Genomic DNA, 16,288 nt, shown 5'->3' with positions numbered 1-16,288 from the left:
CTGCGATCTTTTGATCTTAAACGTCAAAAGATCGCAGCCTTCGGCAGCTCCTACATGTTTGTGCGCGTGTTGATCGTCGCCCTCGTGTGCGTTTCGTAGCGTCATAGGTTTTCTCGAATGCGCAAATAGACCGGCTAAATAATCAACGAAGCTGATGTTCACTATGGCAAACCCTGAGTGGTTACCCCGGCTTTTTTGATCGATTCTGTGGCCATCGAAACATGCCCACGGAGAACACCATGGCCAGCGCAATCCTTCATTCAGCCAAACGCGGCGCCTACCTGGCCATCGGTCTTTACCTGGCCGTGGTGTTGGTCGTCAGCATCGCCTCGCAGATGGAACACACCTTCGACGCGCCGATCGACGTCGCCCACCCCGGCATCCAGTTTGAAGTCCGCTCGCAGAGCGTGATGGTCGACCGGGCGGAACTCGCGGGAGTTGGCGGCGCATGAAAGGCTACAGACTTTGGGTCATCGCCAGTCTGGCGGTCATGACCAACGGCGCCTCGTTATTGGGCGTCGGCCAAGGCTCGGTGGGCGGCCTGGCGCGGGCCATAGAAGCCAATCACAGCATTGCGCATAACATCGAACGGGCGAATACGTTGGGACTGATGGCGGGGAATCCGCCGGTGAAGGTTTCGGCGGATTTCCTTGGGCCTTTCGAAGTGGATTGCATGGCGCTTGGGATGTGCAATGCGCTTGCCTAGACACCGCAATCCATTGTGGTGATGGAATTTATTGTGGCGAGGGGATTTATCCCCGTTGGGCTGCGAAGCAGCCCCAAATCCTGCAACTCAAATTTGCCTGACACACCGCATAGAATGGTTTCACGACTGCTTCGCAGCCGAACGGGGATAAATCCCCTCGCCACAATAAATCCCCTCACCACAGGGTTGATCGTTCCCACGCTCTGCGTGGGAATGCAGCCCCGGACGCTCTGCGTCCAATTGGAACGCGGAGCGTCCCTTGAGGCATTCCCACGCGGAGCGTGGGAACGATCAATCAGGCAGGAAGGAAGGAGAGGGTTACTTCTTCATGATCGAGGTGAAGAGATCGGACTCGAGGAAATTGTGCAGCCATGCTTGCAACCGTACATAAGGCGTCTGCGCAAACCACTCGCGATCGACATGCGCAAACTGCCGAACAAACGGCAGCAGGGCGATATCCGCCAGGCTCGAATGATCCGCCAGCAAATAATCGCGATCCTGCAGCAACCCCTCCAGCCGCTGCAAATACACTGCACCCTCAGCCCGATAAACCTCCATCGGTTGCTCCGGATAACGCTCGGCATACTTGTAGCGATTCAACTGCACCTTGAACCCTTGATCATTCGCCTCGATCAGCTCCGCAATCCGCGCATCGCCACCCAGCAACCAACCCTGCGGATCATGCTGCGCCAGCGCCCAGCGCATGATTTCCAGGCTCTCATCAATCACCCGACCATCGGCATCCAGCACCGGCACCGTGCCCTTGGGCGAGATCGCCAGCATCTCCGCCGGTTTCGCCTTGAGGCTGACTTCAACGATGTCCACCGGCACACCCGAATAACGCAACGCCATGCGCGCCCGCATCGCATACGGGCAGCGGCGGAACGAGTACAGCGTGTTCATTTCACCTCCAGTGTGCTCAAACCGTTGCCCTGACGCTGTACCTGAATCTGCACGGGAATCCGTTCGTGCATTTCCTGCACATGGGAAATCACCGCGACCTTGCGCCCTTGCGCCTGCAAGCCGTCCAGCGCATCCATCGCCAGTTGCAGCGACTCCGGATCGAGGCTGCCGAAGCCTTCGTCGATAAACAGCGATTCGATCTTCAGCGTGCTAGACGCCATCGACGCCAGGCCCAATGCCAACGCCAGCGACACGAGGAACGTTTCGCCGCCCGACAACGAATGCACCGAGCGCAGTTCGTCGCCCATTTCAGTGTCCATCACCAGCAAACCGAGCATGCTGCCACCGCGTTTCAGGCGATAGCGTTTGACCAGTTGGCGCAATTGCACGTTGGCGTGATGCACCAGCAGGTCGAGGTTGTAGGCCTGGGCGATCTTGCGGAAAGTGTCGCCGGTCGCCGAACCGATCAAGGCACTGAGCCGCGCCCAACGCTGATACTCGGCGTAGGCATCAGCGATCTGCTGGGCCAGCGCCTGATTGGCGTTCTGTCGGCGCTGGTCTTCGACCTGTTCGGCACGCAGTTCGGCGCATTGCTGTTCGCTGACGGTGAACTGGTTCTGCAGATCCGTCAGGGCCGTGGCGAGTTGCTCGGCGTCGAGATTGCCGTTGCTTTGGGCTTGATGGTCGACCAGTAACCGCTCACGTTCCTGCAACAAGACCGTGGCTTGCTCGATGGCTTTTTCGTTCAGTTGCAAGCGCTGGCGCAGCTCGCTGAACTGCGCGTCGTCGACTCGCAGCAAGTCTTCGAGACCGCCATCATCCAGCTCGGGATGGCGCGCGCGCCAGTCGGCTATCTTGCCGGCCAGATCCTGGTCCTCGCTTTCCAGTGCCTGCAAACGCTGTTGCTGCGCCTTGAGCTCAGCGGCGATCTGCACCAACTGCGTGCGCACGCTTTGCAGTTCCTGCGCCGTGGCGGTTTCGGCGTTACGCGCCTGTTCCACGGCGTGTTCCAGTTGTTGCTGCCAGTGCTCGGCGCAGTTGTGCTCGCCAAGCAATTGCGCGAGCTTTTGCTGGCAGACTTGCTGCTGTTCGGCCAGCGCGTTGAACTGCTGCTCGGCCGATTGGGCTTGCTGCACGCGGGTCAGCTGTCGGTCCTGTTCTTTCTCCAGCGTCTGCTGGCGTTGCTGCTGCTCGCTCAATTCTTCCTTTTGCTGCTCGACCTGTGCCAGGCGCTCGGCGATCTGCCGGTCGAGTTGCATGAACGTCGCCGCCGGTTCCTGGCGCAGGGCTTCAAGGGTGTCGGCCGGTAGCAGCGTGCCGAACGCCGTCAGTTCCTCGTCGAGGCGTTGACGGTCGCTGCTCAGCTCGCGCTGCTGATTGCTCAAGTGCTGCGCGGCTTGTTGATGTGCGGTTTCCGCCTGACGCAACTGTTGAGTCAGGCGCGCGGCATCCTGTTGCAGGGTGAGCAGGGCGCTCTGGCGCTGTTCGTCCTGCGTGATGCTCTGGTTCAACTGCTCGTTCTGGCGGAGGAGCCAGGCGTCGCGCTTGTCGGCGTCCTGATTCAGCAACTGCGCGGACAAAGGATGGGCTTCGAGGCTCGGCGCAAGCGCCTGTTGCTGGCTCGCCAATTGTTCTTGCTGTTGCAGCAGTTCTTTCTGCTGCGCAATGACGCCACCGACTTCGGCGCGCAGTTCGATGAGCTTTTCCTTGAGCTGATCGACCACTTGCTGGGCGTTGGCCTGCTCACTTTCATCGTGACGGCCGAGGCTTTGCAGCAGTGCCTCGGGCTGGTGGTACGGATGTTCGTTGCTGCCACAGACCGGGCATGGCTGATCGTCCTGCAACTGCGCACGCAACTCCTCGACACTGGCACTGCGCGCCAGGCGCTGGCGTTCAAGCAGTTCGCGGGTGACGTTGAGGGTTTGCTCGGCGACGGTCAGTTCGGCTTTGCTTTTCACCCCGTCCTGCGTCAGGCGCTCGCGTTCCTGTTGAGCGCTGAGCTGGCGTTGTTGCAGTTCGGCACCGCGCTTGTCCAGATCCTGGTGGCTGGCCCACAGGCGCGACAGGTCTTCGAAGGCGCGCAGCTGTTTTCGGTTGTCCTGCAACAGCGTGCCGAGGATGCCAATTTGTTCGGCGACGGCATCCGGCTCGGCGCCGGCCTCTTTGAACAGCACCTCAAGTTGCTGTTTCTGCGTGGTCAACGCTTCGGCGCTACGCGTGGCGTTTTCTTCGAGGCTCGCCAGTTCGGCCTGGCCCTTGTTCAGGCGATTGCCGATGAGCATCAGTTGCTGGAGACGATCGCGATAGGCATTCCACGCATCGCTCAACGGCGCCAGATGCGCGCTTTGCGCAAGCTCGGCGGCGATGCGCTGCAAGCGTTCGGCGACCTCGCGCTGTTTTTCCTGCAAGGCTTGAATGGCGCCCTGGCCGTCGCTGCACTGCTGTTGCGCGTTGGTTTTGGCGTCAGCGCAAGCGGCGACATCCTTGGCCAGGCGGGCGAGGGTGCTTTGCTCTTCGAAGGCCTGACGTAACAATGGCGCATTTTCCGACTGACGCTGCTGCGCTTCGCTCAGGGCCACTTTTGCCGCACTGAGATCTTGCTCAAGTTGCGTCTGGCGTTCAGTCAGTTCGGCGTGCTGCCGGGTGTGCTCTGCAATCTGTGCCGCCAACGGTGTCAGCAGCGCATCGAGCTCGGTTTTGCGCGCGAACTGGTGGCGTTGCGGGCCGAGCTGTTCCAGACGGTTGAGCTTCACGCGTTCGCCGGCCAGACCTTCCCATTGCTGCCGGGCGCTGTGCAATTGTTCGGTGGCAGCTTGCTGCGCGTCCTGCAACAGCCGCAAATCCTTGAGCCAGCTGTGCTGTTGCTCAAGCTGTTTGAGTTGCGCCTGCTGCAACTTCAGGTGCTGTTGCGCGGCGTTGAAACGCTCATCCAGTTCCGCCCGCGCTTCGGGCGCGAGCGGAGTGACGCCGGTGGCCTGATCCTGCAATAGCTTGTGCGCTTCGCGGGCCTCTTTGGTCTTGTCGAACGCGCGACGACCGAGGCGGGTGTACAGCGCGGTGTCGGTGAGTTTTTCCAGCAGTTCGCTACGGTCGTTGTCGTCCGCCTTGAGGAACGCACTGAACTCGCTCTGCGCCAGCAGCACGGCGCGGGTGAACTGTTCGAAGTTCAGGCCCAGTGCCGCTTCCAGTTGGGTTTTGTACTCGCCTTTCTGGCTGGCGAGCAGTTGATCCTGATCGATGTCGCGCAGGCTCTGACGGCTGGCCTGCAACTTGCCGCCGGCCTTCTCGCGGGCACGGTTGGCTTCCCAGCGTGCCCGATAACGACGGCCATCGACACCGACGAAATCCACTTCGGCATAGCCTTCACCGGTGCCGCGACGCAACAGGGTGCGCGGGTCGCCAGTGGCGATTTCGCCGTCAGCGTCCGGGACTTTGGCGTCACGGCCGGTGTTGTTCAAGCGTGGTACGGCGCCGAACAGCGCCAGGCACAACGCATCGAGCAGGGTGCTTTTACCCGCGCCGGTCGGGCCAGTGATCGCGAACAACCCGGCGCTGGCCAGCGGTTCAGCGGTGAAATCGATCTCGAATGGCCCGGCCAGCGAGGCGAGGTTCTTCAAGCGAATGGCGAGAATCTTCATGGCTGCTCGCCCTCCAGTTGCACGTCTTGCAGCAGTTCGGCGAAGTCCTTCAGCGTTTGCTCATCGACCTCGTTGCCGTAGTTGTCGAGCCAGGCGCGGCTGAACAACTCTTGCGGGGTCAGTTGGTCGAGTTCGATCAGCGTAGTGCCGTCCGCCTCGCCGTCAGCGCCACGGTTGCCGGCGTATTCGGCAGCGATGCGCACCAGGCGCACGGCTTTGCCTTGCAGGGCGTTTTCCACTTGGTGGCGCAGATCCGGTTGCGGCTCGTCGAGGGTTACGCGCACTTCGAGCCACGGCTGGCGTTGGGTTTCGGCGAGCAGGTCGATGTTCGGCAGGTCTGCCAGTTGCAGCAGGATCTCGGCCAGCGGTGCCGGGCCGATGCGTTGTAGCTGAACCGATCTCGGAATGTGTTTCGACTCGACGCTGATCAGGGTTTCACCCTCAAGCAGGACGTCGAGAATCTGATGTTCATATTTGATCTCGGAGAACGACAACGGAATCGGCGAACCGCTGTAGCGAATGCGCTCCTCACCATTGACCTTCTGTGGCTTGTGCAAATGACCGAGGGCGACGTAACTGATGCTCGGCCCGAACAGGCTGGCGGGCAGGGCTTCGGCATTGCCGATGATCAGGCTACGCTCGGAATCTTCCGACACCGAGCCGCCGGCCATGTGCGCATGGCTGATGGCAATCAAAGCCTGACCGGGTTGGCGCTTGGCGTTGGCCGCTTCGATCAGCCATTCGTGCACCTGACCGATGCCGCGCAAATAGTTGTCGCCCAGATGCGCGCCCGTCACTTCCGCCGGTCGCAGGAACGGCAGCGCCAGGCACCACGCGGCGATCTCGCCTTGGGCATTTGGCAACGGCAGCAACAGACGCTCGGCATCGAGTTGGCCGTCATCCAGCCACAACACCCGACCCAGCGCGTGCGTACGCAAACGGCGCATCAACGGCGCCGGCAGCTCGATACGCGAGCCGGAATCGTGGTTGCCGGCGATCATCACAATGGTCAGCAACGGCTGCTGCTCGTGGGCGCTGACGATGAAATCGTAGAGACGTTCCTGGGCTTTGACCGGCGGATTGACCGTGTCGAAGATGTCACCGGCAATCAGCAGCACATCCGGCTGCGCCAGTTTCAGTTGACCCAGCAGCCATTCGAGAAAACAGGCGTGCTCGAAATCGCGCTCCTGGCCGTGCAGGTTTTGCCCAAGGTGCCAGTCGGAGGTGTGAAACAGACGCAAGGCGGACTCCGCAACAATTAAAGAGGTGATGGCCGCGAGGAAATGAAGAGGCGGCGAAAGAGGGGGAGAGTTTACTGGCAAAACCGCAGCCTGTGGTCGAAGTCATTCTGTATGGAATGGAGATGCAGGTTAGAAAGGGAACCCTGTGGCGAGGGGATTTATCCCCGATCGGCTGCGCAGCAGTCGTCAAATCAGGCTGCACGGTGTGTCAGACAGAGTTGGGTTGCAGGGTTTGGGGCTGCTTCGCAGCCCATCGGGGATAAATCCCCTCGCCACAGGGTTCACCTACATTATCGAGAGGGGGTTATTTGGGGTAGAGCGGTGGCAACCCACTGTCACCCACTGGGTCGTGGACGCGCTCAGCGGTCGGAATCGTGCGGATCGCTCGCCACAAATCCTCACCCTGCCAATGCTGGCCGGTTTCGCTGTACAGCGCGCCGTTGAGCCCGTCGAGGGCATCTGACAACGGCACAAACCGCGCCGCCATGTCCGCCAGGGTTTCCGGCTGTTGACGCGCCCACGCATCCAGCGCCTGCCGCGTTGCTTGCGGGTCGTTGGCCTGGCTCGCGCGTTTGATGTCGTCCATCAAGGTGCGCGGGCTTGGGCCGGTTTGGGCGGCGCGATGCACCGCCGGTTGCCAGCGCGCGCGCCACCACAGGCCGAAGCCGAGCAGGGTGGTGCAGGCGAGAATCAGCGTGCTCAGCTTCCACCACCACAACACATCGTTATCGACGACACTCGGTTGCAGGTTACCGGCCGGGGTGTCGACCTGCAGGCTCGGGTTGTTCGCCACTTGCAGGGTGCGTGCGGGCAAGCTGCTGTGTTCCAGATGGTCTTCGAAGGTGTTCCACCACACCACGTCCACCGTCGGCAGGTCGATTGCGCCGCTGCGGCTCGGCACCAGCGCTTCGCGTTCTTCGCGGCTGCCGACCAGCCCGCGGTCGGTGCTTTGATTGCTCAGCACCGGTTGATCGGGGTAGCGGCGCAAACCGTTGACGTCGGTGGCGGGCAGCGCTGGCAGTTGCGAGCTGGCCAGGCCTTCGACTTTCAGGGTCAGGCTGCGGGTCAGCGAGTCGCCGATCTGCGTGTGTTCCGGTTCAGGGTTCCAGCTCTCGCTCAAACTCAGGCTGCGCGCCGGCAGCCAAGGGGCATCGACCGGATAAGTGAGCGGCTTGGGTTTGACCGTCAACGGGATCGCCGAGGAACTGACGCGCATCAGTTTGCCCGGCTTCGGCCCCTGCGCATTGTTCTCTTGCGCGGGCTGCGTATCGACCAGCGTGGCGCTGAACGTTTGTGGGGTAATCGTCAGCAAACCACTGTGCTGCGGATAGATCGCATAGCGCATTTCGATCACGCCATGGCGCACGCCGTTGAGGTCTTTTTCGTAGGTGCGCGTATCGCCCAGTTGCTCGATGCGCGCATCGGCGATCTGCAACGGGGTCAGGCTGCTGTCGTCGTACAGCGACACCGAATGGTAGATGCGCAACGTCAGGATCGCCTGGGCCTGCACATAGACGCTGGACTGGTCGAGGCTGGCTTCGATGAACACCGGATCGAGGCTGTTCTTGTCTTCGCGGGTATCGCTTTCAACCACTTGCACGGTGATCGGCTGGCTCTGCACATCGCCCATCTGCAACGGCGGAATGACCACGCTGCCGTTCTCTTTCGGCAACAGCGTGATGATCCAGCGCGTGGTCGCGCGGTTGTCGCCATTGAGGGTGTTGAGCTGGTTGACCTGGCGCGTGCCACGCACTTCGAACAGCGGCTCCAGCGGTGTCAGGTCGGGTTTGCCAAACTGGGTGACGTCGCTGGTTTCGAGGGTGAGCTCGACCGTCTCGCCGGAGTTCAGGCGACTGCGATCCACACTGGCGGTCAGCTCGGCCGCATCAGCGATGGCCGAGCAAATCAGCAGGGGCAGCAAGAGAGCGGTGAAGCGGGTCATCGAGTGTTTTCCTGATCCTGATGTTGTTGCTGTTCGTACCAGAATTTGCGTCGCAGCAGTTCGCCCGGATCGTCCGGGATCTTGCCCAGCCATTGTTCCAGAGCCTGACGCTGCTCGCCGTCGAGGTTGTTCTCGCTTGGGCGCAGGGTCGGCACGGTGTCCGTCTGCTCTTCCTCATCGCTGCCCGGTATTTCATTGGGGCCGGGCTGCGGCGGTGTAGTCGGTGGCGGTTCGCTGGCAGGCTCGGCCGGTTGCGCTTCGCTCGGGCTTTCGCTTTTCACGGCTGGCGGCGGTGCGGTCGCGGGCGGCGGCTCGTCGCTGGGCAAGTTCTGCTCGGTCGGTTTGCGTTCCGGTTCGGCGGGCGGCGGCGTGCGTTTCTGCTTCAGCAGGTTCTCTACCAGCGCCTTGTTGGTCTGCGCCGGGCGCAAGTCCGGTTGCAGCTCCAGGGCCTGTTCATAGGCATCGATCGCCGCTTCCAGCTCACCACTTTTTGCCAGCGCGTTGCCACGATTGTAGTGGGCGCGGGCATCGCTGCCTTCGGCGAAGCGCTGAGCGGCGCCACTGTAGTCGCCGGCCTCGTACAGCGCCACCCCTTGCCACTGGTGATCAGCAAAATGTTGCGCCGCTTCGGCAGGGCGTTTCTGCTTGAGCAAGTGCAGGCCCTGTTGATCCGGGCGCAGCCACAAATCTTCGAAGTCGAAAGCGTAGCTCGGCTGCGGCAGACAGAACAGCAGCGGCAGGCAGAACAACCAGCCACGCCGCCCGGCGCATGCGGCGAGCAACAACAGCGGCAACAGCAGCCAGTAACCCTGATCGGCCCAAGTGTCCAGGCGCACGGTCTGGCCATCGTCGCGCAGACTGCGCGGGCCGTTGAGCAGGCCGAGCGCGCCAAGATCCGCCTCGTCGAGGCGGGCAGGGTGGTATTCACCGCCGACGCTGTTGAGGAATGCGCTCAGGCCCGGGCTGTCGAGTTGCGGCACACGAATCGCGCCTTGTTCATCCTTGAGGAAGCTGCCGTCCTCCTGGGCAATCGGCGCACCTTCAGCGGTGCCGACGCCGAGCATCAGCAGTTGCGCCGATTCACCACTGAGCGCGCGACGAATGCCTTGGCGTTCCTCTTCGTTCAAGGAAGAGCCGATCAGCAGAATCCGTCCCTGACCGAGCGCGCCCTGTTTCAACAATGCCAGCGCTTTGCGCACCGCCAGATCGGCGCGATGACCGCTTTCCGGCATCAGCGACGGTTTCAGCGCATCGAGCAGATTGCGACTCGTGGCCAGATCATCCGACAGCGGCACCAACGTGTGCGCGCTGCCGGCGTAAACGACGATGGCGGTCTGCGCATCGCTGCGCGCCTGCAACAGGTCAAATAGCTTGCGTCGGGCCTGTTCCAGCCGCGTCGGCGGCGAGTCGGTGGCGAGCATTTCCGGGGTCAGCTCCAGCACCACCACCAACGGGTCGGCGGGTTTCTGGCTGGTCTGTTCGACGCGCTCCCAACTCGGCCCGAGCAGCGCCAGAATCGTCAGCAGCCACGCCACGCCAAGGGCGATCCACGGCAGTTTGCTGTCGCGCCCGCTGCCACCGCTGAGCAAGGTGGCATGAAACGCCGGCGGCAAAATCATCTGCCAGCGCCCGGCACGTTTCTGCCGGTGCCAGAGCTGCCAGATCAGCCAGCCGAGCAGCGGCAATAACAGCAACCACCAAGGGCGGAACCAGTGCGGCCAGAGCGCGATCATCGGCGCCTCCGCAGACGCAGGCGCTTGAGGCGCTCGCGCCAGTCAGGCAGCGGACTTTGCAGATACAGCTCCTTGGTGAACAGGCGTTGCAGCGGGTTATCCGGCCACAATTCACGGGCGACCAATAACAGGCTCAACCACAACGCGAGCGCCAGCGGCCAGTGATACAAGGCTTGCGCCGGACGCGCCTGGGTCGGTTGTTGGGTCACCGGTTCGAGCTGGTCGAGGGTGTCCTTGATCGCTTGCAGCTCTTTGCCGTCGTGCGCACGGAAGTATTGGCCGCCGGTGACTTCGGCGATGGCCTTGAGCGCCGGTTCGTCGAGGTCCAGGCTCGGATTGACGCCGAGCAGACCGGTCGAACCGCTGTCCTCGGGATTGGCGCCGATGCCGATCGGATAGATTTTCACGCCTTCGCTGGCGGCTAATCTGGCTGCGGTCAATGGATCGATTTCACCGCCATTGTTGGCGCCGTCAGTCACCAGAATCAGCACGCGGCTTTGCGCCGGGCGCATGCGCAGGCGTTTCAGCGCCAGACCGATGGCGTCACCGATGGCGGTGTTCTTGCCGGCGATGCCGATTCGCGCCTCGTCGAGCCAGACGCGCACGGTGTGGCGATCAAACGTCAGCGGCGCTTGCAGGTACGCCTGACTGCCGAACAGGATCAAGCCAACGCGGTCGCCGTCGCGGCTTTCCAGGAAGTCACCAAGCAAATGCTGAACCAGCGAAAGACGGCTGACGTCTTCGTCCTGCCACTGCATGTCGGGGAAATCCATCGAGCCGGACACGTCCACCGCCACCAGCAGATCGCGGCCACTGGCGGCAATCGGCAACGGTTCGCCGAGCCATTGCGGGCGCGCGGCGGCGGTCAACAGCAACAGCCACAGGAGCATGAACGGTGCTTGTTGGCGCCACGCCGGCAGGTTGGCGCGGGCGCGACGGCGGGCGAGGCCTTCGAGGTCGGACAGAAAGCTGACTTTCAGCGCCGGTTCGCCGCTGTCGGCCACCGGCAATACGAGGCGCATCAACCACGGCAGCGGCAACAGCGCAAAGATCCACGGCCAGGCGAACTCAAACATGTTTGCGAATCCACGTGTCGACGGCTTGGGTCAGGCCGGCGATGGCTTTATCGTCGAGTTTGCATTCCGGTTTGTACGCGCCTTCGACCAGCACCATCCAGCGCGTCAGGCCCGCCGCCGGGCAGCGGTTATCAAGGAACGCCAGCCATTTACGCCCGTTGAGGGTGTGGCTCTGGCTGTACGGATAATGGTTGCGGCACAGGCGTTTGAGCAGGCCGTTGAGTTGTTGCAGCCAGGCACCGGCCGGGGCGCCGTCGTAGGGCTTGGGCATCTGCGCCAGTTCGGCGAGGGCGGCGATGCGCACCGGGTCGAGCGGCTGTTCAGCGCGTACGATCGGGCGTTTCTTCATCGGGATAAAGCGGCGCAGGCGCCACGCGGCGAAACCCAGCAGCGGCAGCAACAGAAGCAGCAGCCACCACCCCGGCGCCGGTGGCCAGAAGGCAATCGGTGGCGGCGAGATCAGCGGTTGCAGTTGTTCGAGGCCGTTCATCGACCTTTCCCCGGACGCTGCGGATTGAGGAACTCGCGCATCTGCTCGACCATTTCACTTTGCGTGCTCAGCGGCATCAGCAACACCCGCAGTTTTTGCGCGAGCAGTTCCCAGCGGGCGATGCGTGATTCGGCTTGGGCGCGATAAGTCTGGCGCAGGTCGAAATTCAGCGTGTCGAGTTCCAGTTGCGCGCCACGCTCGGCAAACCTCAGCAGGCCGGCAGCGGGGAGGGCGTGATCCAGCGGATCAGAGATGGGCAGCATCAGCAGATCGCAATGGCGCGCCAGCAGGCTCAACTGTTGTTCGGCGCTGTCGGACAACGCGCGTTCATCGCAGATCACGATCGCCAGGCTGCCGGGCCGCAGCACTTCGCGGGCGCGGCGCAGGGCTACGCCGAAGGCATCGCGATCCGGCTCACGCTCGGTGTGCAGCGACTGATTGACCTTCACCAGGCGGTTGAGCAGTTGCAGCAGGCTCTGTTTGCTGCGCCGTGGCTTGATTTCGTAGTGTTCGTTGTCGCCGAACACCAGCCCGCCCACCCGGTCGTTATGGCCCAGCGCGGCCCAACCAATCAATGCGGCTGCTTGCGCCGCCAGCACTGATTTGAACATCAGCCCGGAGCCGAAAAACAGCCGCGTGCTTTGCTCGACCATGATAAAGATCGGCCGTTCGCGCTCTTCATGGAACAGCTTGGTGTGCGGCTCTTGCGTGCGCGCCGTCACGCGCCAGTCGATGGTGCGCACGTCGTCGCCGGCCTGATACACCCGCACCTGATCGAAGTCGACGCCGCGACCACGGAATTTCGAGTGATGCAGGCCGATCAGCGGGCTGCGCTGGCTCGGCGTGGAAAACAGCTGCACTTCGCGCACCCGGTGACGCATCTCGATCAGCTCGGCGAGGCTGACGCGGATGCCCGGTTCGGACGGCAGGGGGGCGTTCATGGGGGTCAAGCGACGGCTACGACGTCGAGAATCCGCTGCACCACCCGATCCTGATCGATGCCGGCGGCTTCGGCTTCAAACGACAAAATGATGCGGTGACGCAACACGTCGAACAGCACCGCTTGAATATCTTCCGGGCTGACGAAGTCGCGACCGGCCAGCCAGGCGTGGGCGCGGGCGCAGCGGTCGAGGGCGATGGAACCGCGCGGGCTGGCGCCATAGGCGATCCACTCGGCCATTTCCGGGTCGAACTTGGCCGGCGTACGGGTGGCCATGACCAGTTGCACAAGGTATTCCTCCACGGCGTCGGCCATGTACAAACCAAGGATTTCCTTGCGTGCAGCGAAGATCGCCTGCTGGCTGACCCGGCGCTCGGGCTTGGTCTCGCCATTCAGCGCTTCGCCACGGGCCTGCTGGAGGATGCGCCGTTCGACGGCGGCGTCCGGGAAACCGATTTTCACGTGCATCAGGAAACGGTCGAGCTGCGCTTCTGGCAACGGATACGTGCCTTCCTGCTCGATCGGGTTCTGTGTGGCCATCACCAGAAACAGCGGCGACAGCTCGTAGGTGCTGCGGCCGACACTGACCTGACGCTCGGCCATGGCTTCGAGCAGCGCCGATTGCACCTTGGCCGGCGCGCGGTTGATTTCGTCCGCCAGCACCAGGTTGTGGAAGATCGGGCCTTGCTGGAACACGAAACTGCCGGTTTCCGGGCGATAGATCTCGGTGCCGGTGATGTCGGCCGGCAGCAGGTCCGGGGTGAACTGGATGCGATGGAACTGGGCTTCGATGCCCTCGGCGAGTTCTTTGATCGCTTTGGTCTTGGCCAGACCCGGAGCGCCCTCGACCAGCATATGGCCGTCGGCGAGCAGGGCGATGAGCAAACGCTCGATGAGTTTTTCCTGGCCGAGAATCTGCGTTGAAAGAAAGGTTCGCAGCGCCAATAGCGCTTCACGATGTTCCATCGGTGACTGTTCCTGGAAAGGGGTGGCCACGGGCGTTCGGATAACGCCGGGGCTGGGGGCGTTACTTTAATCCATCGCGGGGGGTGGCGACTAACGGCATTTTGTAGAAAAGGGCAAAAGATCGCAGCCTGCGGCAGCTCCTACAGGTGATTGCATTCCAATGTAAGAGCTGCCGCAGGCTGCGATCTTTTGGCTGTCTGTGAAGGCCTCATCGCTGGCAAGCCAGCTCCCACAGGTATCGGCGGTGTGCATGGATTTGTGCCAGACACCGATCACTGTGGGAGCTGGCTTGCCAGCGATGGGGCCAGTTCGAGCGCGATCAAACTTCGTTAATGAAGGTACCCGTCCCATCAAGGATGTTCTTCAGGGTCTCGACAACCTCATCCATCGCTGGCAAGCCAGCTCCCACAGGTATCGGCGGTGTGCATGGATTTGTGCCAGACACCGATCACTGTGGGAGCTGGCTTGCCAGCGATGGGGCCAGTTCGAGCGCAATCAAACTTCGTTAATGAAGGTACCCGTCCCATCAAGGATGTTCTTCAGGGTCTCGACAACCTCATCCAGATCAACCATGTCCGGATTGAAGCTGATCTCCAGCACATCATCCCCATTCAACGCATCGGCATCCGCCGCTGCAATCTCGATCTTGAGCAGCGTCGAAGTCAGGGTGACTTTTACGCCGTCGAGCGTCGAAGGCTCGCCATCCAGGGTGATCTCAAGTTCATCCTCGTCCGGATAGCGGCTCATCAGGAACATGTCGCCCTTGTCGCTGTGGCAGCACAGCATGGCCATGTTGTCTTCTTCGTCGTCGCACGGGTTGACGATCAATAGGGCGGTGGTCATTTGCATGGGGGGATTCCTGATGGGCGGACGCGGCAGACGGTGCGCAAAAAAGGCGATTTTGCCAGTCTGAGGAAAATTCTGCTGAAACATCGTTAGATGCGGGGTTGTTCTTAAAGATGATTCCCTGATCTGAGTAAGAAAATTCCGTCGCCCCCGTAGGGTTTCTGAGAATGCGAAAAACAGCGTGAATTCACGGCGTTTTTGCTTGTTCTTGCGGATTTTTGCCGTCAGATTTTGCTGTTCGAACGCAACGGAGTGCGATGGCCAACATGCAAAAAAAGGATGTCTTTTAATGAAGCAATATTTCCAATGGGCGCAAGAAATCAGTCATCTGTCCGAGGAACAGGTCGAGCAGCTTTACCAACGCTACCTCAATGGCGAAAAAACCACTGACCTGGTCGCCGAGTACAAATTGCCGGATACCGTACGCAGTGTCCTGAAAGTACTGCCGCCGATCGTCAGTGCTGACCTGACATGCCCGTATTGTGAATTGCCGATGTGGATGCACCGACCCGCGCGCGGCACCCCGGTTTCCCTGCGCAGCGCTTACAAGTGTGTGAATTGCGCGCATCAATATTTCACCGCCGGTACTGGCTTGCGACGTACCGTGTGTGGTTGTGACGCCTGCTCCCGACTGCGCAAGCAGCAACTCGCCGATCAGGCTGAACGTGACCGCCGTGATTTAGCCACGCGCTACGGGACGCCAACCCCACCGGTGCCCTTTGCCAGTCTTGGATTCCAGCAAAAACTGGCCTTGCTCGCGTTGCTGGATGACGGCGGCCATGGCGCAGGCGAACGCATTGCCGCGCTCGATGCTGAACTCAGAGGGGAAAAGCTCACGTCCACTGACACTTTCAGTGAAGAATTGGTGAAAGGTCTACACGAGGCGGGCGCCCTGCAGGTCGATACGGCATCGGACATTCGGGCGTTCAATCGGGCGGACGATTTCAGCATCAGCGCTTATCCGGCGGTGTACTGGCAGGCCAACGTCGCGCTCGACGATGGCGTGCGCTGCACGCGCAATACGCTCTATCTGGCGCTGTACGAAGAGTTGTCCGGGCCTGTGCTGCCAGGATGGACGCGTGAGTTGTACGCATTGATCTTCAGGCTCGCGCGGGAGGAATCGATTCAATACGTTCACCTGTTGGCCAATCAGGTCGGTATGGCGTTCACCGCCGAAGCCCGCGCCGATTCGGTGATTGGCACTTTGCTGCAGAATTTCTCGGTCAGCCAGATTTACTACTTCGCCAGAGTGGCGGTGAAAAGTGCCGCGCATTTCTTTGCCACTGGCAACTCCAAGGGCCGCACTCACGCCTCCAACACGATTCCGCGCAACATGCAGAGCACCGCGCAGCTCGCCTTGGCGGAGAACTGGCGCAAGGACAGCTACCGCGATTCGCGCGTACCGCAGCCGGCCATGACCCGTCTGCTTTACGACGTCGTGCTCAAGGACAGTGGTGCCGGTTTTTCCAAGTCGCCAGGGCTGTTCTGGCGAGACGAGTTTGTGCCTCGGTTTCTCACGGGCTCACCGGTCGCCGCGCCGCAGGTCGACTATCCGCAGCTGTTCTGCCGCGAGTGCGATTCCAGCAACATCGACGCCAGCATGGATAAATTGACCCTGCAAATGCAGTGCTATGACTGCGCCACCGTGAGCAAATTCAGGGCCTATGAAGAGTTGCCGGACTGATCCGTGTCAAAAGCCAGTGCTGAACCAGATGCCACGCTCAGGGTCGATAGAACGGCCCTGAGGGTTTTCGTTTCTGGATATGTAGCCGCCACGGGGCGGCGATTGGCACGAATGTCCCGTAAA

The 16,288-nt window shown here is 61.6% G+C and carries 13 protein-coding genes; 3 read left to right on the top strand and 10 right to left on the bottom strand.

All coding sequences use genetic code 11. The annotated features are described in order from the left end of the window. The first annotated feature begins 239 nt into the window (after positions 1–239). Together EJA70_RS21205 and EJA70_RS21200 are read left to right on the top strand one after the other, a co-directional pair. Complete coding sequence (locus EJA70_RS21205) at positions 240–452, top strand: hypothetical protein (protein WP_158833268.1); 213 nt, start codon at positions 240–242, stop codon at positions 450–452. Then, a complete protein-coding gene (locus tag EJA70_RS21200; protein ID WP_053121152.1) occupies positions 449–706 on the top strand; it encodes a hypothetical protein in 258 nt (85 codons plus the stop codon). The genes EJA70_RS21205 and EJA70_RS21200 overlap by 4 nt, the downstream gene beginning before the upstream one ends. Before the next feature lie 318 nt (positions 707–1,024). On the opposite strand, the gene EJA70_RS21195 is transcribed toward EJA70_RS21200, so the two are convergent. The 10 genes from EJA70_RS21195 to EJA70_RS21150 all read right to left on the bottom strand — a co-directional run bounded on the left by EJA70_RS21195 (position 1,025) and on the right by EJA70_RS21150 (position 14,484). Beyond that, the gene (locus EJA70_RS21195) at positions 1,025–1,609 is read right to left on the bottom strand and encodes a glutathione S-transferase (RefSeq protein WP_158833264.1); all 585 of its coding nucleotides are present in this window, start codon (positions 1,607–1,609) and stop codon (positions 1,025–1,027) included. Then, positions 1,606–5,247, bottom strand: a complete 3,642-nt coding sequence (locus tag EJA70_RS21190) for an AAA family ATPase (RefSeq protein WP_158833262.1) — start codon at positions 5,245–5,247, stop codon at positions 1,606–1,608. The genes EJA70_RS21195 and EJA70_RS21190 overlap by 4 nt, the downstream gene beginning before the upstream one ends. Further along, positions 5,244–6,488, bottom strand: a complete 1,245-nt coding sequence (locus EJA70_RS21185) for an exonuclease SbcCD subunit D C-terminal domain-containing protein (RefSeq protein ID WP_158833260.1) — start codon at positions 6,486–6,488, stop codon at positions 5,244–5,246. Before EJA70_RS21185 ends, EJA70_RS21190 begins: the two co-directional genes overlap by 4 nt. Before the next feature lie 304 nt (positions 6,489–6,792). Further along, positions 6,793–8,430, bottom strand: coding sequence for a BatD family protein (locus tag EJA70_RS21180; protein ID WP_158833258.1), 1,638 nt, complete (start codon positions 8,428–8,430; stop codon positions 6,793–6,795). Further along, positions 8,427–10,163, bottom strand: a complete 1,737-nt coding sequence (locus EJA70_RS21175) for a VWA domain-containing protein (protein ID WP_158833256.1) — start codon at positions 10,161–10,163, stop codon at positions 8,427–8,429. Before EJA70_RS21175 ends, EJA70_RS21180 begins: the two co-directional genes overlap by 4 nt. Beyond that, positions 10,160–11,239: a VWA domain-containing protein gene (locus EJA70_RS21170; RefSeq protein WP_008088005.1), complete on the bottom strand. Its 1,080-nt coding sequence runs from the start codon at positions 11,237–11,239 to the stop codon at positions 10,160–10,162. The genes EJA70_RS21175 and EJA70_RS21170 overlap by 4 nt, the downstream gene beginning before the upstream one ends. Then, positions 11,232–11,729 (bottom strand): DUF4381 domain-containing protein, encoded by a 498-nt coding sequence (locus tag EJA70_RS21165; RefSeq protein ID WP_158833254.1) that lies wholly within the window; start codon positions 11,727–11,729, stop codon positions 11,232–11,234. The genes EJA70_RS21170 and EJA70_RS21165 overlap by 8 nt, the downstream gene beginning before the upstream one ends. Beyond that, positions 11,726–12,670 carry a DUF58 domain-containing protein gene (locus EJA70_RS21160; protein WP_158833252.1) on the bottom strand — a complete coding sequence of 315 codons (945 nt, stop codon included), beginning with the start codon at positions 12,668–12,670 and terminating at the stop codon, positions 11,726–11,728. The genes EJA70_RS21165 and EJA70_RS21160 overlap by 4 nt, the downstream gene beginning before the upstream one ends. Positions 12,671–12,675: 5 nt before the next feature. Beyond that, a complete protein-coding gene (locus tag EJA70_RS21155) occupies positions 12,676–13,635 on the bottom strand; it encodes a MoxR family ATPase (protein ID WP_003218556.1) in 960 nt (319 codons plus the stop codon). Positions 13,636–14,130: 495 nt separating this feature from the next. Then, positions 14,131–14,484, bottom strand: a complete 354-nt coding sequence (locus EJA70_RS21150; RefSeq protein ID WP_158833251.1) for a hypothetical protein — start codon at positions 14,482–14,484, stop codon at positions 14,131–14,133. 286 nt (positions 14,485–14,770) lie between these two features. On the opposite strand from EJA70_RS21150, the gene EJA70_RS21145 reads away from it, so the two are divergent. Further along, positions 14,771–16,165: a hypothetical protein gene (locus tag EJA70_RS21145; protein ID WP_158833249.1), complete on the top strand. Its 1,395-nt coding sequence runs from the start codon at positions 14,771–14,773 to the stop codon at positions 16,163–16,165. Positions 16,166–16,288 lie beyond the last annotated feature (123 nt).

Source organism: Pseudomonas sp. PB103 (assembly GCF_009764635.1).
Classification (GTDB): domain Bacteria; phylum Pseudomonadota; class Gammaproteobacteria; order Pseudomonadales; family Pseudomonadaceae; genus Aquipseudomonas.
Note: the sequence above shows the minus strand (reverse complement) of the source record. Positions and strands in the feature narration are given on the sequence as shown.